A 24,080-nucleotide genomic window follows, 5' to 3' on the forward strand; every position below is an offset into this window, starting at 1 on the left:
CACGCCACCACATGGCTGTAGCGAAAAAGATCACCATCAACGATGTCGCGCTGGCGGCGGGGGTTTCCGTCAGCACCGTTTCGCTGGTATTAAGCGGGAAGGGGCGCATCTCTCCTGCAACGGGTCAGCGCGTCAACGAGGCCGTTGAGCAGTTGGGCTTTGTGCGTAATCGCCAGGCGTCGGCGCTGCGCGGTGGGCAAAGCGGGGTGATAGGGCTGATCGTTCGCGATCTCGCGTCGCCGTTTTATGCAGAACTGACCGCCGGGCTGACCGAGGCGCTTGAAGCGCAGGGGCGAATGGTTTTCCTGCTCCACGGTGGGCGCGAACCGGAGCAACTGCTCTCCAGGCTGGATTTGCTGCTGACGCAAGGGGTGGATGGGGTGATCGTGGCCGGCGCGTCCGGCGTGGGCAGTGCATTGTGTGAGCGCGCGGCGCAGAAAGGCGTACCGCTGGTGTTTGCGTCGCGCGCCAGCTATCTCGACGAAGCCGATACCCTTCGGCCAGATAACATGCAGGCCGCGCAAATGCTGACCGAGCATCTTATTCATCGCGGCCATCAGCGCATCGCCTGGCTCGGCGGTAAAAGCTCGTCCCTGACGCGTGCCGAGCGGGTGGGCGGTTACTGCTCCACGCTCATCAAATATGGCCTGCCGTTTCACAGCGAATGGGTGGTGGAGTGTGAATCCAGCCAGAAAAAAGCCGCGGAAGCCATCGGCACGCTGCTTCGCAACAGCCCGACGATCAGCGCGGTGATTTGCTATAACGACGTTATTGCGATGGGGGCGTGGTTCGGTTTGATCCGCGCCGGACGCCAGAGCGGTGAGGGCGGGGTAGAAACGTTCTTCGGCCATCAGGTGGCGCTGGGGGCGTTTGCAGATGTCGGTGAAAATGCGTTAGACGATCTCCCCATCGTCTGGGCGACGACGCCGGCTCGTGAAATGGGGTACACCCTGGCAGAACGAATTATGCAGCGCATTGAAAATACGGACGTGCAGGCCGGGCATCAGATTGTGGCTGCGCGCTTAGTGACTGTGAAGTAAACGCTTTGCTTGCACGGGCCTACAACGGCTCAGGATCGGAGGCCGGGTAAGCGTCAGCGCCACCCGGCAATAAAAAACCCCTCATGCGAGGGGTTTTTCGTTTACTGCTGCGGTACTGCCGGCGGCGCAGCCGGTTCAGCCGGTTCAGGCATGCCCAGCGTCGGCATACCAAACATACCGACAAACTCTTCCAGCGGCATTTTGTCGCCGTTGAGCGTCACCTGGCCATTAGCATATTGCAGGCTGGTGGAAATGGTGTTGTCTTCCACCTTCGTGATGCGGAACATCTGGCCCATCGCCGCCAGGCCTTTCACCTGTTGGTTTGCCAGTTTACCTGCATCTTCTTCACCATACCCTTCGAGTTTCGCAATCTGCGTCATGAACTCGGTTGCCATATCCATCGGGATGGTCAGCTTGCTGTCGAGCGATTTCACGCTGCGGTCAACTTCCTGCGCCAGGGTCTGCGGCTCGCCGGTCGTGGCTGCCGGATCCTTCAGGAACAGCGACAGGTTGAAGTTGGTTTCGCCTTTGCCGTTTTTCCAGCTCAGGGGCGCAACGGTAATCACCGGCTCGCCCTTCAGCAGGATCGGCAGGTTATTAAACAGCACCGTCATCGCCTGCTGCTGGTAAGCCTGTGGGTTCTGTTGCAGGGCGGCATCGGTCAGCAGAGCCTGGCTCTCTTTACTGTATTTCTGACTGAATTCGTGCCACGCCTGGCCGTCAATGTTGCCGATTTTCAGGGACAACTTACCGGTACCCAGATCCTGATTCTGTACTTTCAGGCTTTTCAAGCTGTAATCCAGCTGGGTGTTGATGCTTTTACCGTCTTTGGACACGTCAGACTTACCGTCCAGATCCATGCCTTCAAGCACCGCCATCTCTTTGCCTTCGATCGCAATGGCGATCTTATCGAGGCTCAGTTTCTGGTCGCCGATACGCTCATCAAAATCAGTCATACGGCTATTGCCGCTGGCTTTCAGGTTGTTGAAGGTAAGCTGCACCTTCTGGTTATATTCATTGACTGAATTCACCAGGCCGCTGGCGGCATCGCCGGTCAGGGAGACATTCTTGCCGTCGCGATCGGCATCAAGCTGGAAATTACCGCCGCTGAAGGCGACTTTATCAGTGCCTTGTTCGTAATTCAGGGCTTTCAGGTCGATGTCGGAATGCGTATCACCGGCATAGCTGATGCGGGTATTGATCTCAAACGGCGACTCATTTTTCGCCATATCGAAAATCGGCTTCGTCACCTCGTTATTCACCAGTACGGTTCTGGCGGATGCCATAGAGGGGATCAGGTTAAACTTTTTCAACTGCGCCAGCGGGAACGGACCGTGGCTGACCACTTCATCCAGCACCACGCTCTGGCCCGGTTTCAGCCAGGCGTTCTGATTACCCGCAACCGGCTTCACCACCACCTGCATATGGCTGGTAAACACGCCACGCTGGTAGTTCTGATAGCTCAGCTCCAGACCTGCTTCAGGCGCGCTGCGCTTAATCTCGCTGTTTGCCTGCGTCATCATCTCTGCCAGACGGCTTTCCAGCTGTTTCCCGGTATACCAGGAAGCACCCGTCCAGATCACGCCTAAAGCAACAATCACTCCTACCGCTACGACCGATTTTTTCATTGCGATTATCCCTAAAATGAAACCAGGCGGTTAAAACCGCCTGGTGTTACAACGCCTGTTACTAGCTTAGCAAGAGTTGTTAAAAAATTCAGTAAGTCCCTAAAGCTTATTAAAAACACGCGCCAGGCGACCGGTGCCGCTCACCCGGACAGGCGACTCGTTTGCTGCGACAAAGGCGGATTCACCCGGTTTGAGCACCAGACGCTCGCTATCTTTGTGCAACGTCGCTTCGCCTTCCACACAGAACAGGATCGCGGCGCTCTCCTGTGCAATGGCGGTTTCGTCTGCGCTGAGGTCGTGCAGGGAGAAGGCAAAATCGTCAACCGGAATCGGGAAGTCCAGCTCTGCGCCGTTTTTCACCGGCTGAGTAAGCAGCTCCGCAGCAGGTTTCGCCACAAACTTCACGTTGGCAACCAGCTCAGGGATATCGATGTATTTTGGCGTCAGGCCCGCGCGCAGTACGTTATCGGAGTTAGCCATCACCTCCAGTGCCACGCCGTTGAGGTAGGCGTGCGGGGTTTCAGCGAACAGGAACATCGCTTCGCCCGGGTTGAGCTTCACCACGTTCAGCAGCAGCGGAGAGAAGAGGCCGCTGTCGTCCGGATAAAACGCGGAAATTACGCGAATGGTGTCCCATGGCTCACCCTGCTGGCTGTTCAGCGCGGCTTTCAGCACCGCCAGCGCGTGGGACTTTTCCTCGGCCTGCATATTCAGCAGGCTGGCAAACAGCTCGCTCAAGGCTTCTGCGTTCGGGTTTTCCAGGAAGTGGGCGATCGCGTTGTGAGCCCCGGCGACCGGTTGCAGCAGGGAGATGATCTCGGAAAACTCGCGGAAGGCATTCATCGCCAGAAAAGGGGTGAGGGCGAAAACCAGTTCCGGCTTGTGGTTAGGATCTTTGTAGTTACGCTCTGCGGCGTCTAACGGAATACCGGCGGCATTTTCTTTGGCAAAGCCCAGCTCAGAGGCTTTTTTGTTCGGGTGAACCTGAATGGAGAGCGGCTGGTCGGCGCACAATACCTTGAACAGAAACGGCAGCTCACCAAAACGATTCGCCACTTTATCGCCGAGCAGTGCGGCTTTGTCGGCGTCGATGACGTCACGCAGGCTGCGAACCTGACCGCTGGCATCTTCAATTTTTGAGCTGCTCTTCGGGTGCGCGCCCATCCACAGCTCTGCCATCGGCAGGTTGTCCGGGTTGGCGATACCGTAGAGATCCGTTAACGCAGTTTTACTTCCCCAGGCGTAGTTTTGCACTGAGTTGATGAGTTTTTGCATTATCAAGCCCTGATTCATATGTGGAATTAACTCCGCGTATTAAAGCAATAAACCGAATGGAAGTAACCTGCGGATGTAAAAAGTCGTACTAGTCTCAGTTTTTGTTAAAAAATTGTGTAGGATAAGCTGACTCGCTTTTAAGCCGGGCAGCGGAACATCTGCCCTGAATAAACAGACCGAAGCAGTAAGTGAGAGAACAATGTCGAATAAACCCTTCCATTATCAGGATCCTTTCCCCCTCAGTCAGGATCAGACCGAGTATTATCTGTTAACCCGCGATTACGTTACTGTCTCTGAGTTTGAAGGGCAGGAGATCCTCAAAGTTGACCCGCAGGGGCTGACGTTGCTGGCGCAGCAAGCCTTCCATGATGCTTCCTTTATGCTCCGTCCGGCGCATCAGCAGCAGGTTGCTGATATCCTGAGCGACCCGGAAGCCAGCGAGAACGATAAGTACGTTGCCCTGCAATTCCTGCGTAACTCTGATATCGCGGCGAAAGGCATTCTGCCGACCTGCCAGGACACCGGCACGGCGATTATCACCGGTAAAAAAGGCCAGCGCGTCTGGACCGGCGGCGGTGACGAAGCGGCGCTGGCGCGCGGCGTTTACAATACCTACACCGAAGACAACCTGCGCTATTCGCAAAACGCGGCGCTGGATATGTACAAAGAGGTGAACACCGGCACTAACCTGCCTGCGCAGATTGACCTCTACAGCGTCGACGGTGACGAGTACAAATTCCTCTGCATCGCCAAAGGCGGCGGTTCAGCCAACAAAACCTATCTTTACCAGGAAACCAAAGCGCTGCTTACCCCGGGCAAGCTGAAAAACTACCTGGTCGAGAAGATGCGTACCCTCGGCACCGCGGCCTGCCCGCCGTACCATATCGCATTTGTGATTGGCGGTACGTCTGCCGAAAGCACCCTGAAAACCGTTAAGCTGGCCTCAACCAAATACTACGATGGCCTGCCAACGGAAGGTAACGAACATGGTCAGGCGTTCCGCGACGTGCAGCTTGAGCAGGAACTGCTGGCCGAAGCGCAGAACCTGGGGCTGGGCGCGCAGTTTGGCGGCAAATACTTCGCGCATGACATTCGCGTGATCCGCCTGCCGCGCCACGGTGCTTCTTGTCCGGTGGGGATGGGTGTTTCCTGTTCAGCGGACCGTAACATCAAAGCGAAGATCAACCGCGACGGCATCTGGATCGAGAAGCTGGAGAACAACCCGGGCAAATACATCCCTGAAGAACTGCGTAAAGCGGGCGAGGGGGAAGCGGTTCGCGTGGACCTGAATCGTCCGATGAAAGAGATTCTGGCGCAGCTTTCGCAGTATCCGGTCTCGACGCGCCTTTCCCTGAACGGGACGATTATCGTGGGCCGCGACATCGCCCATGCGAAGCTGAAAGAGCGCCTGGACAACGGCGAAGGGCTGCCGCAGTACATTAAAGATCACCCGATCTACTACGCAGGTCCGGCAAAAACGCCTGATGGATATGCTTCCGGCTCGTTAGGCCCAACCACGGCGGGCCGTATGGACTCCTACGTCGACCAGTTACAGGCCAACGGCGGCAGCATGATCATGCTGGCGAAAGGCAACCGCAGCCAGCAGGTGACGGACGCGTGCCACAAGCACGGCGGCTTCTACCTCGGTAGCATCGGTGGCCCGGCGGCGGTGCTGGCGCAGGGCAGTATCAAGAGCCTTGAGTGCGTGGAGTACCCGGAACTGGGTATGGAAGCGATCTGGAAAATTGAAGTGGAAGACTTCCCGGCGTTCATCCTCGTGGATGACAAAGGTAACGACTTCTTCAAACAGATCCAGTCTTCCCAGTGTTCGGCGTGTGTGAAGTAATTCTGTAAATTGCCGGGTGGCGCTGACGCTTACCCGGCCTACATTCTCGTAGGTCGGGTAAGGCGCAACCGCCACCCGACATCAAAAAGAGCGCACAAAGCGCCATAACGTTTCTCAGAAGTCATCAATACTTATCTCTTAAGCATGTGAGCAATCCCATCTTTGTTATCAAGGAGTAAGTAATGACAATGCATCGCCGCGAGAAAGACTCCATGGGCGCCATCGACGTCCCGGCCGACAAGCTATGGGGCGCACAAACCCAGCGTTCGCTGGAGCATTTCCGCATTTCGACAGAGAAAATGCCCGTCTCGCTAATCCAGGCGCTGGCGTTGACCAAACGCGCTGCCGCCAAAGTCAATCAGGATCTGGGCCTGCTGGATGCCGATAAAGCCACCGCCATCATCAATGCCGCCGACGAAGTGCTGGCGGGCAAACATCCCGACGAATTCCCCCTTGCCATCTGGCAGACCGGCTCAGGCACCCAGAGCAACATGAACATGAACGAGGTGCTGGCGAACCGCGCAAGCGAGCTGCTTGGCGGCGTGCGCGGCATGGAGCGCAAGGTCCACCCGAACGATGACGTGAACAAAAGCCAGAGTTCCAACGACGTGTTCCCGACGGCCATGCACGTGGCGGCCGTCATCGCAATCCACGAGCAGCTTATACCGCAGCTCAACGTGCTTAAATCTACGCTTAACGAGAAAGCGCAGGCCTTCCGCGACATCGTTAAAATTGGTCGTACGCACCTTCAGGACGCCACGCCGCTGACGCTCGGCCAGGAGATCTCCGGCTGGGTGGCGATGCTGGAGCACAACCTTAAGCATATCGACAACAGCCTGCCGCATCTGGCGGAGCTGGCGCTCGGCGGAACGGCGGTGGGCACTGGGTTAAACACCCATCCCGAGTACGCGGTGCGCGTGGCCGAAGAGCTGGCGAAGATTACCGGTCAGCCGTTTGTTACCGCTCCGAATAAATTCGAAGCGCTGGCGACCTGTGATGCCCTGGTGCACACCCATGGCGCGCTGAAAGGGCTGGCGGCCTCGCTGATGAAAATCGCCAACGACGTGCGCTGGCTGGCCTCCGGCCCGCGCTGCGGCATCGGCGAAATCAGCATTCCGGAAAACGAGCCGGGCAGCTCCATTATGCCGGGCAAAGTGAACCCGACCCAGTGCGAAGCCATGACCATGCTGTGCTGTCAGGTGATGGGTAATGACGTGGCGGTTAACATGGGCGGCGCGTCGGGTAACTTCGAGCTTAACGTCTATCGACCGATGGTGATCCACAACGTACTGCAATCGATTCGTCTGCTGGCCGATGGCATGGAGAGCTTTAACGAGCACTGCGCGGTGGGCATTGAGCCTAATCGCGAGCGAATCAGCCAGCTGCTGAATGAGTCTCTGATGCTGGTAACGGCGCTGAACACCCATATTGGTTATGACAAAGCGGCCGAAATCGCTAAAAAAGCGCACAAAGAGGGGCTTACCCTAAAAGCCTCTGCGCTGGCGCTGGGCTACCTGACGGACGCCGAGTTTGATGCCTGGGTCCGACCGGAAGCGATGGTGGGCAGCCTCAGATAATCACTGCGCCACATACAGGTGCAGCCGCGGAATAATCAGCTGTAGCGGCTGCGCCTGGGGTTTATAGCGATGCTGAACGTTTTCAGCATCGTAGTTCAGCAGTTCCCCGATATCCGGCACCACCGCACCCTGATCGGCATCATAGAGCGCAATCAGCGGCGTCGGGCAGGCGTATTGCACCTGCTTTTGTTGACCGGCATACCAGACACGGGCGATAGGCTGCACCTTCACCGGACGCTTTATTTTAAGACGGGTATCAGCTGGCAGGGAGGCAATGCTGTGGTACTCCTGCTCCAGCCGTTCAATCCACTGTTCCCGCGACCACGGGGCGACCGTTCGCGGCGATTTCAGGCTTTTTTCCAGCTGCGCCAGGATCTCGTCCCGCGCGAAATTTTTAATGATGTGCTTGTTGGCCCAGCCGAAGCGCAGCGTGGCGGGATGGCGCAGTACCGTCAGCGTGCGGTAGGCATTCAGGGTGATCAGCCCCGGAAGCTGGCGATGCACCCATTCAAAACGGGCAGCCGGTGCCAGCCCGGACTCAACGGTTACAATCTTCTCAAAGGCGGCTTTCAGCGTATTGATATGCGTAATCTGCGCCTCAATTCCTTCACGCGTTGCGGCATCCGTTTGCAGGCAGATGACGCCGGGCAGGCGAACGGCGGCCTTACTGCTGCGATTTTCGGACTGCTGCTGGATGAAAAGGCGACGATAGTGCTGCAACGTCATTTCCAGCGCCGCCTTGCCAACATGCTGCGTCACCTCAATGGTGTTCAGCGGGTCGTGCTCTGCGCCTTTTGCCACCTCGGGCAGGGAAAAGACGCGGGCGGCCAGCAGGCGGCAGTCCTGAAGTTGCCCCGTGAGGGTCAGTAACGCCTGCTCTATTTCCCGAAATGTGGTGTTAAGCCTTTCGATGAGATCGTAAGTTGTCATGGCAGCCCTTAATTAGTTACAACATACTATTGATATAGCACAACATGCCGGGTCAGGCCAGCGTGCGGTTTAGGTCAGGCAGGTACGGGAAGGGGAATGTTGTGATAGATCGGCCAGCTAAAGACGAACCGGGCCCCACCCAGCTCGCTCGCTTCGCAGCGAACCGAACCGCCCATCGCCTGGGCAATAGAACGGACAATAGCCAGCCCCAGACCACAGCCGCCGGTAGCCCGGTCGCGGCTGGGATCGAGGCGCACAAACGGCTCAAAAACTTTTTCACGCTCCGCCGGCTCAATGCCGGGGCCATCGTCTTCCACACACAGAATCGCCTGGCTTCCCTGCAAATCTAAACCTATGCGCAGCGTCGTTTCGCTGTAGCGCATGGCGTTGTTCATCAGATTATCCAGCACGCGTTCCATCAGGCGCATGTCCAGTGCGCCGTACGCGCCGGGGGTAATGGCTGTCAGCAGTTTTCGCTGAGGGTTAACGCTCTGCACATCGTTAATATGCGTCTGTAGCCAGACGGGGAGATCCGGTGTACTGAGGTGCAACTCCGTCTGAGGCCGATCGAGGCGGGCATAGGTCAGCAGCTCTTCAATTAGCGCTTCAAGCTGGCCAATATCCCGATTGAGCGCCTGCGATTCCGCCCCGGTGAGGTTCTCGCTCATCTCCAAGCGATAACGCAGGCGTACCAGCGGAGTGCGCAGTTCATGCGCAATGCCATCGATCAGCTGCTTCTTGCTGGCAATCAGGGCGTTGATGTTATCGGCCATCTGGTTAAAGGCAATACCGAGCCGGTCAAAACTGGAACCACTGTCGAAATGTATGCGTTCAGTTAAATGACCCTCCCCAAAACGCTGTGCGGCGGATTCCAGTTTCAGCATGTCCTGCCAGTGCGGTCGCATCCAGATGAATACAGGGAAAGCGAGCGAGATGGCAATAAAGCCCAGCAGGGCGAGATCCAGCAGGCGCATCTGGTGCAGGTAATAGAGATAGGGCACCGGCCCGACGGCCAGGACATAATGGCTGCGCGGAATACGCTGAATGAAGGTATATTTCTCGTCCAGCGCGACGATGTCTCCATCGCGCAGACGCTGCATCGCAGGCGGCGCTAAGTCAAAATCCTTCATGGGTTCGATACGCAGATCAAACGACAGATTCAGATCCAGCTCTTTTAACGTGCGCGCCCAGTCATGAGGTGGTATTTCTCGCAACTCGCTACGCATCAGGTAGAGCGAGCTTTTCATCAGATCGTCGAGGGATTGTCTGCCCGCGCGCTCTGCGGTGAATTTGTAGACCAGCCCGACCAGCATGGTCATCACCAGAAAGCAGACAAACAGCAGAAGGTAAAACTGCACAAACAGCTTTTTCATTAATCTCACCGAAACAGGGGCTTCACTACACGTCTTTTACCAGCAGGGTCGCCATGGGCGCAAGTCAGGCATGATGAGTTGAAAAGGGTAATTGTCGAGAGGTATTTCAGCGCGGCATCGCTTTATTCCATCAATGCCCGGAAAATCCGTTTACGTTTCAGTTAAACGCGTTTATTTACGATTGCGTATTATTGATCCGTAATAACAATGACAAAGGCCACCTGCGGGTGGCTTTATTTAATGGCGTTAACCAGCGAGAGGGATCCGGCACAAACGGTGTGACAGAAATAATTAGCGTTGTAACCTGAGCATTATCGAACTTCGTTAATGTCTGGATTTAGCTGTGCTGACAATCAGTGGATTCGTGGTAAACCCATGCGGGCATTTCCGCGTGTTGCAATGCACCGCGTATGTGCATATCTCTTCTTGCTGGTTTCGGTTGTATGGGCATGCCATCTTGTTTTTAATTTCACTCCACAACATCTCGTTATAAGGTGATATGTTATATATCGATATAGGCTTGAACACACCATTAATGAAGACGCCATTTTTTGTCGGATATATTCTGTCACCGGGGTACAAATAGACATCGCTTTCATACCAAATAATGAGTTTCAAGAACTTGAGTCCCAAGATGCTTGAATAAACGATTCCCGTATTAGGACAAATTACCGAGCTAATGACTCTCCATGACATTGCTATACCTCTTTCATTAAATAATTGAGAGAGTATAAGGTTTAGCATGAGAATTAGATATCTGCAAACACGTAAGCCATTGAAAAAGATCGATATTATTTATATGCTTTCCACTATCCCCTTTGTTTTCAAAAGGATAAGATAATGATTAAAGCAATTGTAAAGATTATTTTTAGCCCAATGTGCTTTTAAGTGACGGATTTTTGATCGATGATGGCGCCTGCACTGCTGAATATATATTGTACTACAGCACTGAAATACATTAGGAATACTTTTGTTTAGGCGAAAAATGCCCAACGAAATAGCATACAAGGAAGGAATGTGAACAAGGGATATTTTATAACTGACGATGCATATAATCGATAACTTTCGACGGGTACTGATAATAATTCCGATGCATCGTGAGTTATTTTTCGAATATTCCTGTTTTGTTCCTTTTTTCAGGTTTCCCAGGCGTGCGGTGCAAACAGATAGCCCTTATTGCGTACGGTTTTAATGCGGTAAGGTTCCGTGGCGTTATCCAGCAGTTTTTTACGCAGACGCGAAATCGCCACATCAACGCTACGATCCATTCCGTCGTAACTTACGCCGCGCAGATTTTTCAGTAATGCATCCCGGTCCATAATTTGACCGGCATGGGTTGCCAGCTCCCACAGCAGGTCAAAATCTGCGGTTGAGAGCGCAATCAGCTCCCCGGAAAGCATAACCTGTCGGTTGACCGGGTCGATAGAAAGCGTGCCGAAGCGCATCGCTTTGTGCGGCGTTAAAGAGGGGGCAGACGCTTCACGCTCCGCGCCGCTGGCACGCTGACGCAGATGGAGGCGCAAACGGGCAAGCAGGACTGCCGGCGGCGTGGTTTTCAGGATGTAGTCATTCGCGCCCATCTCAAGCGACAGAATATGATTCATATCGCTGTCGAGAGAGGTCAGCAGCACGATCGGACCGTCCCACTTCGTGCGCAGATCCCGGCATAGCGTCATACCATCTTTTCCGGGCAGCATGATGTCCAGCAACACCAGGTCCGGATTTTCGCGGGTCACGACGTCTTCAGCGCGATCGCCACGAGGCTCGACAACCACTTCCATATCATGTTTACCCAGATAAGCGGCGATCAGTTGCCCCACCTCGGGTTCATCTTCAACATAAACAATCTTATTCATACAACGTCTGTCATCGCAAAAAACGTCAACATACACCGCGCAATCTTAACCTTCCATTAATCTTTCAAAATTAGCCGGACTTCCGTTATCCTGCACGGGAATGTTATTTGATTGTTAAGGGAAAAGAATGGGGCTGGTGATAAAAGCCACGCTGGGTGCGCTGGTCGTGCTGCTGATTGGGGTGCTGGCTAAAACGAAGAACTACTACATTGCCGGGCTGATCCCGCTGTTTCCCACCTTTGCGTTAATCGCGCACTATATTGTGGCCTCTGAGCGGGGTATTGAGGCGCTGCGCGCCACCATTGTGTTCGGGATGTGGTCGATCATCCCGTATTTTATCTATCTGCTGTCGCTGTGGTACTTCACCGGTTTTCTGCGTCTGCCCCTGGCGCTGGGCGGGGCGGTGGTCTGTTGGAGCCTCAGCGCCTGGGTGCTTATCTTCTTCTGGAGCCGCTTTCACTAGCGCAGCGGGCGGCCACCGTCCACGGCAAACGTTCGGCCCGTGACGTAACAGCTGGTCAGCAGATAATCGATCAGGTCGATCACCTCTTTCTCACCGGGCGCAATTTTCATTAACGACTTGTTGAGCGCCTGCTGACGATACTCGGCATCATCGCCTTCGTTAAATAAAATCATCGCCGGAGCAATCGCGTTGACCTTTACCTCGGGCGCCAGCTTGCGTGCGAAAGAGCGGGTCATATTATCCAGGGCGGCTTTGCTGGCCGCATAGGCGATGTGTTTGTCGCTTCCTCGCTCTACCACGTAATCGGTGAAATGGATAATGTCGCCTGCGGCATGACCGTGTCCGCGCAGCAGATCCTGTAGGGCATGGTTGAGCAGATAAGGCGCATTAACGTGGATCTGCATCATGCAGGCGAGCGTTTCGCTGAGCGAATGTCCTGCTTTTTCGGGAAGCCAGGTACTGGCGTTGTGAATAACCGCCCGCAGCCCGTGGGTGGTCGATTTCACTTTGTCCGCGAAGGCGAGTATACCTTCATCCGTGGAGAAATCCGCCTGAATGCAGACTGCTCCGGCATTTCGTAGACCTTCAATGGAGGGATATTCCGTGCGGTAACTGACGATAACCGGATGGCGAAGGTTGAGAAAGTGATGGGCGAGGGCGAGGCCGATGCGACGGCCTGCGCCAGTGATCAATATTGGGCGTTGCTGCGTGTGTCCCATCGTAATCTCCTTTTCAGTTCAACAATGGGACAGGCGACGCTATCCCATTAACATCCACGTTGCCGGTACGGCAGCGACTAACAGCAAACCTATCAACGCCATTTCGCGGCGCTTAAGGGCATTATCAAGCTGATGCGTACGGCGAGCGTAGATAAACACCAGCAGGCCCGGTGCGTAGAGCACCACGGACAGCAGCAGATGCATCGGTCCGGAAGCATACAACAACCATAGACCGTAAATACAGGCGCCGACACCTACCGCATAGTGTGCCGGGTGGGTCGCAATTTTTAACAGATATGCGCCCACTAAGAAATAGGGTACCAGAATCATCTCGGAGGCGATGGTCAGCAGCGTGTTATAGTCCGATCCTGTGAGCCAGATCAGCACCAGACAGACCTGCACGCTGATGTTGGTGAGCCACAAAGAGGCCGATGGCGCACTGTTTTTGTTCTGACGGGCAAACAGGCGCGGGAACGCTTTATGCGTGGCGGCCAGGAACGGCACTTCCGCTGCCATAATAGTCCAGCTCAGATAGGCGCCGCAAACGGAGACAATCAGACCCGCCGCGATAATCACGTCTCCCCAGGGACCCAACATTTTCACCATCAGCCCGGCCATAGACGGGTTACGCATTTCCGCCAGTTCAGGGCGTGCCACCACGCCGAGCGACAACAGCGTCACCAGCAGATAAACGCCCAGCGCCGCCAGTACGGCCAGCAGCGTGGCGCGTCCCACGTCGCGCTTGTTACGCGCGCGGGCAGAGACTACGACGGCACCTTCAACGCCGATGAACACCCACAGGGTGATCAGCATGGTATTTTTCACCTGTTCCCAGACGGGAACGCCCAGCGCAATGCCGCTGAAATCGAGCGTAAAGACATCGAGACGGAAGGCGAGGAAGGCCAGCACGACGAACAGGCCAAGCGGCACCAGCTTGGCCAGCGTTGCCACGAGGTTAATGCTGGCCGCGGTCTGGACGCCGCGCAAAATCAGCCAGTGAACAATCCACAGCAGTACCGAGGCGCCGACGATGGACTGCCAGGTATTACCGTCGCCAAACAGGCGCAGTTCGGGCGTATCGGTAAAGAAGCTGAGCGCTGAGAAGACGATAACCAGATAGGAGACGTTGGCGATCACCGCGCACAGCCAGTAACCCCAGGCGGAGCAGAAGCCGATCAGCTCGCCGAAACCTTCCCGGGCGTAAGTGAATATTCCGCCGTCCAGATCCGGTCGGATACGGGTCAGCAGCAGCATGGCGAATGCCAGCAGCAAAATCCCAACACCGGTAATGCCCCAGCCAATCAGTAATGCGGCCGGGCTGGCGACGGCCGCCATGTTCTGCGGCAAACTGAATACGCCCGCGCCCAGCATTGAGCTTAATACAAGTGCAGTTAACGCACTCAGGCCAAGTTTCTTTTCCATTGGCTTCCTGTTATGAAAAGTCCAAATCCAGAATAATTATTTCGCTAAGGCGCATAAAAATGGTGGATCACGCTAAGGCGCGGGATTTTACGGAGTGTGAAGGATGCATGCAATGACGTGTGGCAGAAATCAGAAAAAAAGTAACAAAAAAGGCGGCACTGCGCCGCCTTTATGAAACCGTTTTGTTACTTGTACAGATCGGCGCTGATGGTCAGGTTGTTACCACGTTCCTGCCACTGACGGGTGATGTGGTAATACTTCGCGCCTTTCTTCGCAGCACGCTTCGCCACCTGATAGGAGATTTCCGTCATGTTGCCATAGTTGCCCGTAAACTTGATGCTGTCGAACGGCACCATCTGCGCGGCAGTGGCTTTGTTCAGCTCTTCAATTTTCGTGCCGTCTGGTAACGTAACGGTATAACGACCGCCTTTGGTGGATTGGGTTTCAAAGAAACGACCCACTTCAGCGCTTGGTGCCGCAGACGTTGCTACGCCCGGAATTTCCACTTTCTTCGCTTCTTCACCGCCTTTCGCCAACGCGGCACGTCCCGCATCTGAATCCGCTGGAATGGCATCCGGGCTTTGCACTACGCGTTTTTTCGCATCTTGCTTATAGATGAAAGCGGTGATGCGCTGGTTTCCGCCCTGGTTGGCATCGACCTGACGCACGATATAGAACGCGTAAGCGCCTTTTTCTCTCGCGGCTTTGGTGATGGCATCGTTAACTTCAGGCTGGCTGCGGTAGAAGCCCTGAACGGTCACGGTGTCATACGGTTCCAGCTGAACAGCCTGATCTTTCGGCAGTTCAACAATGCCGTTAATCACGCGGTTTTTCTGTTCATCTGCTTTTGGGGCATTCTCTTTGTACAGCGCAATCGTCACGCGCTGGTTGCCGCTGTTGCCTTGATCGGACTGGTCAACAACGTAAAACGAGGCAGCGCCGTTTTTATCGGCGGCTTTTGATGCGGCGGCGACGGCATCGCCAATAGAGTTATAGCGACCCACAATGACCGTATGGTCAAAAGGTTTTAACGCTGCCGCTTGCTCCGGCGTCAACTCTGTCGCGGCATTCGCAGACAGGGCGGTCGCGGAAAGAAGTGCGGACGCCAGGAGTGTGTTCTTAAGCTTCATAAAAATAATCCTTCGCCTTGCGCAAACCATGTACTGGTGTTGTTGTTAATTTGAGACAGTCCCGATTATGGCATTTAACACCCATCGCTGTCTGCGGCATTTTTCACAGCCTGTGCTCACCAAAGGACCTGATTCGATAACATTTTGTGATATGTGGAAAAAACAGGCGTTTCACAAGAAAAACTGATTAAGCATATGACTTTTACAAGTTAATTTAATGTTAATGAGTTGTTCTATTATGGCGCTATATCATGTTTTTACCGCTTCGCTTGCGCGATTTATCGGTCCTGAAGGCGAATTTAAGGTAAATATCTCTGTCAGTAACCCCGATCGCTTATTTTTCACAGATAAAGTAAGAAATAGTGTTTTCTGGCGGTAGATTACGGGCGCTATTTTCAGTAGGTTATAGAAAGTTTGTTACTTTTTTATTTTCCGGGGTTAATCATTCTCCGTCGTTATCTCGATGGTGAAAATTGATACAAACTGCGGGCAATTATCGACAAACCATCATCAAAAACCGATGGAAGGGAAAACTATGCGTATTGGGGTACCAAAAGAACGGTTAGCCAATGAAACCCGCGTAGCGGCAACACCAAAAACGGTGGAGCAACTGCTTAAACTGGGTTTTACCGTCGCGATTGAAAGCGGCGCGGGCACACTGGCGAGTTTCGATGACGAGGCCTTTACTCAGGCTGGCGCGGACGTCGTGGACGGTGCTGAGGTCTGGCAATCACCCATCATTCTGAAGGTAAACGCACCGGAAGAGAGTGAAATTGAACTGCTGAACGCGGGCACTACGCTGGTGAGCTTTGTCTGGCCAGCCCAAAACCCGGAGTTGATGGAGAAGCTGGCGGCACGCGGTGTCACCGTGATGGCGATGGACTCCGTGCCGCGTATTTCGCGCGCGCAGTCTCTGGATGCGCTGAGCTCCATGGCGAACATTGCCGGCTATCGCGCCATTGTCGAAGCTGCGCATGAGTTTGGTCGCTTCTTTACCGGTCAGATTACGGCGGCAGGTAAAGTTCCACCCGCGAAGGTGATGGTGATTGGTGCCGGTGTGGCAGGTCTTGCCGCTATCGGGGCCGCAAACAGCCTGGGCGCTATTGTTCGCGCGTTTGATACCCGGCCGGAAGTGAAGGAGCAGGTGCAGAGTATGGGCGCCGAATTCCTTGAGCTGGACTTCAAGGAAGAAGCGGGCAGCGGTGATGGTTACGCGAAGGTCATGTCTGAAGCCTTTATCAAGGCGGAAATGGCGCTCTTTGCGGCGCAGGCAAAAGAGGTAGACATCATTGTCACCACCGCGCTTATTCCGGGTAAACCGGCGCCAAAGCTGATCACCCGTGAGATGGTGGATTCCATGCAGCCGGGCAGCGTTATAGTCGATCTGGCGGCGCAAAACGGCGGTAACTGTGAGTATACCGTGCCAAATCAGGTCACGACGACCGCGAACGGCGTGAAGGTGATCGGTTATACCGACCTGCCAGGGCGTCTGCCAACCCAGTCCTCTCAGCTGTACGGTACGAACCTCGTTAACCTGCTGAAGCTGCTCTGCAAAGAGAAAGACGGCAACATTACCGTTGATTTTGATGATGTGGTGGTGCGTGGCGTTACCGTGGTGCGTGAAGGGGAAATCACCTGGCCTGCACCGCCGATTCAGGTTTCCGCTCAACCTCAGGCTGCGCCGAAAGCGGCACCAGAGCCCGCGGAGCCAGCAAAACCTGCGTCGCCGTGGCGCAAATACGCCATCATGGCGCTGGTCATAATCCTGTTTGGCTGGCTGGCGGACGTCGCGCCAAAAGAGTTCCTTGGCCACTTCACCGTCTTCGCGCTCTCCTGCGTGGTGGGTTACTACGTCGTGTGGAACGTTTCCCATGCGCTGCATACCCCGCTGATGTCGGTCACCAATGCCATCTCCGGGATTATCGTGGTCGGGGCATTGCTGCAAATTGGTCATGGCGGCTGGATCAGCTTCCTGAGCTTCATTGCGGTGCTGATCGCCAGTATCAATATTTTCGGTGGTTTCACCGTGACTCAGCGCATGCTGAAAATGTTTCGTAAAGGCTAAGGGGTAGCATATGTCTGGAGGATTAGTTACAGCCGCATACATTGTTGCTGCAATCCTGTTTATTTTCAGTCTGGCGGGGCTTTCCAAACACGAAACGTCTCAGCAGGGAAATAACTTTGGTATCGCCGGTATGGCGATTGCGCTGATTGCCACCATCTTTGGGCCGGACACCGGCAACGTGGCGTGGATCCTGGTGGCGATGATCATCGGCGGCGCGATTGGTATTCGTCTGGCGAAACGCGTTGAAATGACCGAGATGCCGGAGCTGGTTGCTATTCTGCACAGCTTCGTGGGTCTGGCGGCGGTGCTGGTGGGCTTCAACAGCTACCTGTACCACGAACCGGGCCTGGAACCGATTCTGGTGAACATCCATCTGACCGAAGTGTTCCTCGGCATCTTCATCGGTGCGGTGACCTTCACCGGGTCGATTGTGGCGTTCGGCAAGCTGCGCGGGAAGATCTCTTCCAAACCGCTGATGCTGCCTAACCGCCACAAGCTGAATCTGGCGGCGCTGGTCGTTTCCTTTGTGCTGCTGGTGGTCTTCGTGCGTACCGAAAGCGTAGGCTTGCAGGTGCTGGCGTTACTGGTGATGACCATCATCGCGCTGGCGTTCGGCTGGCATCTGGTGGCGTCTATCGGCGGAGCAGATATGCCGGTAGTCGTTTCCATGCTGAACTCCTACTCCGGTTGGGCGGCGGCGGCGGCAGGCTTTATGCTGAGCAACGACCTGCTGATTGTCACCGGTGCGCTGGTCGGTTCTTCCGGTGCGATCCTGTCTTACATCATGTGTAAGGCGATGAACCGTTCGTTTATCAGCGTCATCGCGGGTGGCTTCGGTTCTGACGGTTCATCAACCGGTTCTGATGAGGAAGTGGGTGAACACCGTGAAATCAGCGCGGAAGACACCGCAGAGATGCTGAAAAACTCGCATTCCGTCATCATCACCCCGGGCTATGGCATGGCGGTGGCGCAGGCGCAGTATCCGGTGGCGGAAATCACCGAGAAACTCCGCGCGCGCGGTATCAAGGTTCGCTTTGGTATTCACCCGGTGGCGGGGCGTCTGCCAGGCCACATGAACGTGCTGCTGGCGGAAGCGAAGGTGCCTTACGACATCGTGCTGGAAATGGACGAGATCAACGATGATTTCGCCGACACCGACACCGTGCTGGTGATTGGCGCCAACGACACCGTTAACCCGGCGGCGCAGGACGATCCGCGTAGTCCGATTGCGGGTATGCCTGTTCTCGAAGTGTGGAAGGCGCAGAACGTTATTGTCTTCAAACGCTCTATGAACACCGGCTATGCTGGCGTGCAGAACCCGCTGTTCTTTAAAGATAACACCCACATGCTGTTTGGCGACGCCAAGGCCAGCGTGGATGCGATCCTGAAAGCGCTGTAATTTCGCTTCATCCTGACAAACCGCCCCCTGGGGCGGTTTTCTTATTTCTGCGGCCAGCTTTTCTCCTCTGTCTATACTTTACCCTTTGTGTAATACGAGGAGGTGTAATGCGATTTTTGTCCCGCTTCGACATCATCGAGCTGATGATGACGCCGTCTTTCTGGATCGGCGTCGCCACGGTGGTCTTTGTGACTCTGCTGGTGTACTGGCTGCTGACGCGCCTGATCGCCTTCGTTAAGAAAGGGATCACCACCTGGGGCGACAAGCACCCCAGCACCAACCGGATGCGCTTTATCCTGACGGATATGCTTAACCGCACCAGCCGCGTCCTGCTTTTTGTCGTGGCGCTGTTGTTCAGCCTGCGTTTCGTCGACTTACCGGATCATCTCTTTGGTACCGTGAGCCACGCCTGGTTCCTGGTCTTCGCTATCCAGGTGGCGCTGTGGATGGATCAGGGGGTGGTGTCGTGGCTTCGTCACGTCATGCTGGCGCCGGGAAGCCATAAAAACCCGGTGACGCTGGTGATCACGGGGCTTATCCTCCGTGCCATTGTCTGGTCAGTGATGCTGCTGTCTATTCTTGCTAACGCGGGCGTCAACATCACTGCTCTGGTTGCCAGCCTTGGGGTAGGGGGTATTGCTATCGCCCTCGCGGTGCAAACGATCCTGAGCGACGTTTTTGCATCGCTCTCCATCGGTTTTGATAAGCCGTTCGAAATCGGCGATTTTGTGGTGTTTAACGATGTCGCCGGGACGGTAGAGCACATTGGTCTGAAAACCACCCGTATCCGCAGCCTGAGCGGGGAGCAGATTGTCTGCGGGAACGCCATCCTGCTGCAACAGACGCTGCATAACTATAAGCGGATGCAAACGCGGCGGATTGTTTTTACCTTCGGAGTCGCCAGCGACACGGCGCCGGAAAAACTGCGTTCAGTGGGTGAGATGGTCAAACAGATCATTACCGACGTCGGGGAAACGAAGTTTGACCGCGCCCATTTCCTGGGCTTCGATCGCGATCGCCTGACCTTCGAGGTGGTTCATATTGTTAATACGGCGGATTACAACAAGTACATGGATATTCAGCAGGAGATCAATATTCGTATCCTGGAGGGGCTGAACCAGCAGGAGATCAAGCTGGCGCTACCGAGCATGGTTCTGCACGCGCCCTGGATGAATGCCGGCGACGAGGCATCTGCGCAACGGTTGAGCGAAGCGCAATAAAAAAAGCCCGCCGTTACCGGCGGGCTTTCATTTTGGGGTCAATCGTCTTCCTCATCGTCCAGCTCAACCGGCGTCTGATATTGATCCGGTTTGATGACCAGAAGGTCGCAGCGCAGATGGTCGATCACCTGCTCGGCGGTATTTCCCAGGAACGCGGCAGAAATACCGGTCCGGCCGATGGTGCCCAGCACCACAATCCCGGCCTGCAAATGCTCCGCCAGATCCGGAATAACCTCTTCCGGTAACCCTTTTTCTACGTGGGTCATGTTCTCATCGATACTGAATTTCTGGCGCAGCGCTTTCATGGCCAGCAGATGCTGACCGCGAATCGCGTCGTTATACACGCTCGGGTCAAATTCAGGCAGCTCGATGGCGATATTGATTGGCGTAACCGGGTAGGCGCCCACCAGATGGACTTCAGTATGGTTAACCTGGTCTGCAAGCTGAAGCGTCTCCTTCACCAGTTTCTCGTTCAGCGAATTGTGATAATCCTCTTCGCTGGCCAGATTGACCGCCACGACGGCTTTCCCGCCCTCAGGCCACGGCTGATCTTTCACCATCCATACCGGACAAGGGCATTTGCGCAGCAGGTGCCAGTCTGTTGGAGTGAAAATCACGGATTCCAGTTTGTCATGCTGGTGCGCCATTTTCAGCAGCAGGTCATGCCCACCGGCCACCACTTCCTGAATAATGGCTTCGAAGGGGCGGTTGTGCCAGACTACTTTAATATCAATCGGTACGCCCGCTTCCAGGTAATACTTCGCCTGCTCGCGGATCCACGCGGTACGCTGGCTGATCACTCCCTGACGCATAGCGGTGCGCTCGTCAGGCGACAGAAGGGTGGTCATCTCGTATGAGAAGTCATAAATCGGCAAAAAGGCTTTAATTTTGCCACCAATCCGTTGATGTAAATACACAGCACGTCGTAATGCCGGCTGATCGTCCTGATTAGGATCGATAGCCACCAGCATGTTTTGATACTTTGCCATACAGGTCTCCTTACTACTGTCACCACAGTCTGTAAGTAAAAGAGTAACCTATATATCTTGAATGAAACAGGGGGGAAGTTTTTGCCAGATCAATAATCATGAAAATTTATCGACCTGGCATAAGATATCCGGGAGAGTTATGCCACGTTACGTGAGTGACCCGCCAGAATGGCCAGCGCTTCACCGTTTTCGATGGTGATATACTTACCTTTAACCGCCAGCATTCCGCTCTTCTGGAAGCGACCCAGCAGACGGCTGATGGTTTCCACGGTCAGGCCCAGATAGTTACCAATATCACCGCGCGTCATGGTCAGACGGAATTCACGCGGGGAGAAGCCACGTTCCGCGAAACGGCGTGAGAGGTTATAGATAAAGGCGGCCAGACGCTCTTCGGCATTCTTCTTAGAAAGCAGCAGGATCATATCCTGATCGCCTTTGATCTCACCGCTCATCAGACGCATCATCTGCTGACGCAGGTTCGGCATCTTACCGGACAGATCGTCCAGCGTCTCAAACGGAATTTCGCAGACCATAGAGGTTTCCAGCGCCTGAGCAAAGCTCGGGTGATGGCCACTGCCGATGGCGTCAAAGCCGACTAAATCGCCTGCCAGATGGAAGCCGGTGATCTGCTCGTCGCCCTGTTCGGTAATGGTGTAGCTTTTGATGGTGCCAGAACGGATAGCATAGAGCGACTTCAGTTCGTCTCCCGCCTTAAACAGCGTCTGCCCTTTCTGAATAGGCTTTTTGCGCTCGATGATATTGTCAAGCTGATCGAGTTCGTGCTCATTCAGAGTAAACGGGATACAGAGCTGGCTGATGCTGCAATCCTGGCAATGGATAGCACAACCGCCAGACTGAATGCGTCGTATAATTCGCTTTTCCGGGATCATAGGTTTGCTCAAGCCTTAATTGATATTGGTCAATTTTAACATCTTTTTGGTAAGGACGTAAGTCTGGCAAACCCCCAATAAAGACAAGAGACGGCAGCGTGTTGCCATCTCCTTGAAATTCCACAGAATGATTAAGGATTATGAACCTAACAGGAAGAAAATTAAGCACAAAAAGCCTGGGAATTACAGCAGAAAATACCCTTCGTGACGCAGCAGCCACTCTTTGCGCTGTACGCCCCCGGCATAGCCGGTGAGGGTGCCGTTGCGCCCAATCACGCGATGGCAAGGCACCACAATGCTGACGGGGTTAGAGCCATTTGCCGCACCGACCGCGCGCGCCGCGCCGGCACGACCAAGCTGTTCTGCCAGCTGACCGTAGTGCATCACCTGCCCGCAGGGAATATTACGCAGCGCCTGCCACACCTCGCGCTGGAAAGGGGTGCCCGCCGTGGCGGTTGGCAGGGTATTAATAATGCTGAGATCGCCCTCGAAGTAGGCCGTCAGTTTATCGCTCAGCCCGCCAGGATTACGGGCAGTAACACGCTCGTATCCCTCGGCGCGATAATGGATGTTGAGCAGCTCAACCATCCGGTCGCTGTGCTCTTCCCATTCAACCGCGCGCAGATTGAACGCTTCATCCGCGATAACCCACAGCGGCCCCAGCGGCGTCGCAATCTTATCTTCGAGTAATCTCAGCATCAGTACTCCTTAGTTCAGCCTCGGGTAAACACCCGGTCCAATCGGCAGGCCGACAAGATACCACGCCACCAGCATCACCAGCCATACCCCTAAGAAGATAAGCGGATAGGGCAGAACCAGCGAATAGTAGGTACCCAGCTTAGCCTCCGGTCTGTAGCGTTGCAGGAAGCCTAAAAACAGCGGAACGAAGGGTGACACGGGCGCCAGCGGGATCACCGAGGAATCGGCGACACGGAACAGGATCTGGGCGAACGCCGGATGGAAGCCGAGCATCATAAACATGGGGACAAAGATGGGCGCCAGAATCGACCAGATGGCCGACCCGCTGGCAATAAACATGCACAGCAGGGACGACAGCAGCGCCAGGCCGACAAACGCCGGAACACCGCTCAACCCCGCCGCCTCCAGCGCGTCCGTCAGGCTCACGGCCATAAACTTGCCCATGTTGCTCCAGTTAAACATGGCGACAAACTGCGCCAGCGGGAACACCATCACGATAAAACCCGCCATCTCCTTCATCGGCTCGATCATCAGGTGCGGCAGATCTCCCTGACGGCGGATTTTGCCGGTGGCGATGCCGTACGCGAGCGAAACGACGAAGAAGAAGAGAATTATCAGCGGCACAATGCCCTGAATAAACGGCGAGGGCAGTACGGTGTGTTTGATCGGATCGCGCAGCACGCCATTTTCCGGTACCACCATCAGCGCCACCACCGCAATGAACGCCAGCGAGACGATCCCGGCTACGCGCAGGCCGAACTGCTGCTCTTTGCTCAGCGTCTCCAGCTTTTCATCGCTCCGGCCTTCCCATTTACCCAGGCGCGGCTCAATGATTTTATCGGTAATCAGACCCCCGACAATCGTCAGGACAATCACTGAACTGGCCATAAAGTACCAGTTGTCGATCACGCTGACGTGCATGGTCGCATCGATGGTGCTGGCTGCCTCTGTGCTGATGCCGGAGAGCAGCACATCGGTGGTCACGATAAGCAGGTTAGCGGTAAACCCACAGCCGACGCCCGCAATCGCCGACAGCAGGCCCGCAACAGGATGACGACCAACGGCGAGGAAAATCAGTGCCCCCATCGGCGGCATGATCACCAGTGCCGCGTCGGACGAGATATGGCTGAAGAAGGCAATAAACAGCACCATATAGCTGGCATAACGCGCGCTGACGTGCGAGGCCATTTTGACCATCAGCGCGGGCAGGAGACCCACGCGCTCGGCCAGTCCCGCGCCTAACACCAGCGCCAGGATGGCGCCCAGCGGCGCAAAACCGCTGAAGTTTTTAATCACGTTCGGCAAAAACCAGTGCAACCCTTCAACGCTGAGCAGGTTTTTCACTGCCACCATGCTGCCGTCGGCCGGGCTGCGCACGCTCACCTCAAAGGCGGACAGCACGGCCGTCGCGACCATCAGGATGACAATTAAATAGATAAAAAGCAGGAAAGGGTGCGGCACTTTATTGCCGATCCTTTCAACCCAGCCATAGAGCTTACCGGATGGGGAATGCGAAGGTATGGAAGACATACTCATGGGCGTTCCTCGGGACTGTTGTT

General features: G+C 55.0%; 20 protein-coding genes. 7 read left to right on the forward strand and 13 right to left on the reverse strand.

What is annotated here, in order from left to right; all coding sequences use genetic code 11:
• Window positions 1-11: 11 nt before the first annotated feature.
• Entirely contained in the window at window positions 12-1,040 is a 1,029-nt protein-coding gene (locus tag BFV63_RS09930) for a Mal regulon transcriptional regulator MalI (RefSeq protein ID WP_023314043.1), read from the forward strand.
• A 101-nt stretch (window positions 1,041-1,141) separates the two neighbouring features.
• Here BFV63_RS09930 and BFV63_RS09935 read toward each other — a convergent pair whose 3' ends face one another.
• Both BFV63_RS09935 and manA read right to left on the reverse strand, forming a co-directional pair.
• Entirely contained in the window at window positions 1,142-2,668 is a 1,527-nt protein-coding gene (locus BFV63_RS09935) for a YdgA family protein (protein ID WP_023324553.1), read from the reverse strand.
• 99 nt (window positions 2,669-2,767) lie between these two features.
• Entirely contained in the window at window positions 2,768-3,943 is a 1,176-nt protein-coding gene (gene manA, locus BFV63_RS09940) for a mannose-6-phosphate isomerase (protein WP_048240903.1), read from the reverse strand.
• Between the two features lie 199 nt (window positions 3,944-4,142).
• Between manA and fumA the strand changes: the two genes are divergently transcribed.
• A complete protein-coding gene (gene fumA / locus BFV63_RS09945) occupies window positions 4,143-5,789 on the forward strand; it encodes a class I fumarate hydratase FumA (protein ID WP_032609072.1) in 1,647 nt (548 codons plus the stop codon).
• Window positions 5,790-5,971: 182 nt separating this feature from the next.
• The gene (fumC, locus tag BFV63_RS09950) at window positions 5,972-7,366 is read left to right on the forward strand and encodes a class II fumarate hydratase (protein ID WP_003857560.1); all 1,395 of its coding nucleotides are present in this window, start codon (window positions 5,972-5,974) and stop codon (window positions 7,364-7,366) included.
• Here the strand turns inward: fumC and tus are convergent, their stop codons facing one another.
• The 4 genes from tus to rstA form a co-directional block, all read right to left on the reverse strand.
• Window positions 7,367-8,296 (reverse strand): DNA replication terminus site-binding protein, encoded by a 930-nt coding sequence (gene tus, locus BFV63_RS09955; RefSeq protein ID WP_023314048.1) that lies wholly within the window; start codon window positions 8,294-8,296, stop codon window positions 7,367-7,369.
• Between the two features lie 74 nt (window positions 8,297-8,370).
• Window positions 8,371-9,669 (reverse strand): two-component system sensor histidine kinase RstB, encoded by a 1,299-nt coding sequence (rstB, locus tag BFV63_RS09960; protein ID WP_003857557.1) that lies wholly within the window; start codon window positions 9,667-9,669, stop codon window positions 8,371-8,373.
• A gap of 324 nt (window positions 9,670-9,993) precedes the next feature.
• The gene (gene iraM, locus BFV63_RS22590) at window positions 9,994-10,413 is read right to left on the reverse strand and encodes an anti-adapter protein IraM (RefSeq protein WP_080336075.1); all 420 of its coding nucleotides are present in this window, start codon (window positions 10,411-10,413) and stop codon (window positions 9,994-9,996) included.
• A gap of 392 nt (window positions 10,414-10,805) precedes the next feature.
• A complete protein-coding gene (rstA, locus tag BFV63_RS09965; RefSeq protein ID WP_003857553.1) occupies window positions 10,806-11,525 on the reverse strand; it encodes a two-component system response regulator RstA in 720 nt (239 codons plus the stop codon).
• Window positions 11,526-11,652: 127 nt separating this feature from the next.
• Between rstA and BFV63_RS09970 the strand changes: the two genes are divergently transcribed.
• Window positions 11,653-11,988 (forward strand): GlpM family protein, encoded by a 336-nt coding sequence (locus BFV63_RS09970; protein ID WP_003857551.1) that lies wholly within the window; start codon window positions 11,653-11,655, stop codon window positions 11,986-11,988.
• Here BFV63_RS09970 and folM read toward each other — a convergent pair.
• The 3 genes from folM to ydgH form a co-directional block, all read right to left on the reverse strand.
• A complete protein-coding gene (folM, locus tag BFV63_RS09975; RefSeq protein WP_003857550.1) occupies window positions 11,985-12,707 on the reverse strand; it encodes a dihydromonapterin reductase in 723 nt (240 codons plus the stop codon). The two genes, BFV63_RS09970 and folM, sit on opposite strands and share 4 nt — an antisense overlap.
• 39 nt (window positions 12,708-12,746) lie before the next feature.
• Window positions 12,747-14,129 carry an amino acid permease gene (locus tag BFV63_RS09980; protein ID WP_048240899.1) on the reverse strand — a complete coding sequence of 461 codons (1,383 nt, stop codon included), beginning with the start codon at window positions 14,127-14,129 and terminating at the stop codon, window positions 12,747-12,749.
• Between the two features lie 185 nt (window positions 14,130-14,314).
• Window positions 14,315-15,259 carry a DUF1471 family protein YdgH gene (ydgH, locus tag BFV63_RS09985; RefSeq protein WP_000769339.1) on the reverse strand — a complete coding sequence of 315 codons (945 nt, stop codon included), beginning with the start codon at window positions 15,257-15,259 and terminating at the stop codon, window positions 14,315-14,317.
• A 535-nt stretch (window positions 15,260-15,794) separates the two neighbouring features.
• Between ydgH and pntA the strand changes: the two genes are divergently transcribed.
• The 3 genes from pntA (at window position 15,795) to BFV63_RS10000 (ending at window position 19,943) form a co-directional block, all read left to right on the forward strand.
• Window positions 15,795-17,324, forward strand: coding sequence for a Re/Si-specific NAD(P)(+) transhydrogenase subunit alpha (pntA, locus tag BFV63_RS09990; RefSeq protein ID WP_003857543.1), 1,530 nt, complete (start codon window positions 15,795-15,797; stop codon window positions 17,322-17,324).
• A gap of 10 nt (window positions 17,325-17,334) precedes the next feature.
• Complete coding sequence (pntB, locus tag BFV63_RS09995) at window positions 17,335-18,723, forward strand: Re/Si-specific NAD(P)(+) transhydrogenase subunit beta (RefSeq protein WP_003857541.1); 1,389 nt, start codon at window positions 17,335-17,337, stop codon at window positions 18,721-18,723.
• 107 nt (window positions 18,724-18,830) lie between these two features.
• Window positions 18,831-19,943, forward strand: a complete 1,113-nt coding sequence (locus BFV63_RS10000) for a mechanosensitive ion channel family protein (RefSeq protein ID WP_003857538.1) — start codon at window positions 18,831-18,833, stop codon at window positions 19,941-19,943.
• 38 nt (window positions 19,944-19,981) lie between these two features.
• Here BFV63_RS10000 and uspE read toward each other — a convergent pair whose 3' ends face one another.
• The 4 genes from uspE to abgT all read right to left on the reverse strand — a co-directional run bounded on the left by uspE (window position 19,982) and on the right by abgT (window position 24,057).
• Window positions 19,982-20,932, reverse strand: a complete 951-nt coding sequence (gene uspE / locus BFV63_RS10005; protein WP_003857535.1) for a universal stress protein UspE — start codon at window positions 20,930-20,932, stop codon at window positions 19,982-19,984.
• A gap of 137 nt (window positions 20,933-21,069) precedes the next feature.
• The gene (gene fnr, locus BFV63_RS10010) at window positions 21,070-21,822 is read right to left on the reverse strand and encodes a fumarate/nitrate reduction transcriptional regulator Fnr (RefSeq protein ID WP_000611906.1); all 753 of its coding nucleotides are present in this window, start codon (window positions 21,820-21,822) and stop codon (window positions 21,070-21,072) included.
• 183 nt (window positions 21,823-22,005) lie between these two features.
• Window positions 22,006-22,521 (reverse strand): methylated-DNA--[protein]-cysteine S-methyltransferase, encoded by a 516-nt coding sequence (gene ogt / locus BFV63_RS10015; RefSeq protein WP_003857532.1) that lies wholly within the window; start codon window positions 22,519-22,521, stop codon window positions 22,006-22,008.
• A 9-nt stretch (window positions 22,522-22,530) separates the two neighbouring features.
• The gene (gene abgT / locus BFV63_RS10020; protein ID WP_022651040.1) at window positions 22,531-24,057 is read right to left on the reverse strand and encodes a p-aminobenzoyl-glutamate transporter; all 1,527 of its coding nucleotides are present in this window, start codon (window positions 24,055-24,057) and stop codon (window positions 22,531-22,533) included.
• Window positions 24,058-24,080: the final 23 nt, after the last annotated feature.

Source organism: Enterobacter hormaechei subsp. xiangfangensis (assembly GCF_001729785.1).
GTDB classification, from domain to species: domain Bacteria; phylum Pseudomonadota; class Gammaproteobacteria; order Enterobacterales; family Enterobacteriaceae; genus Enterobacter; species Enterobacter hormaechei_C.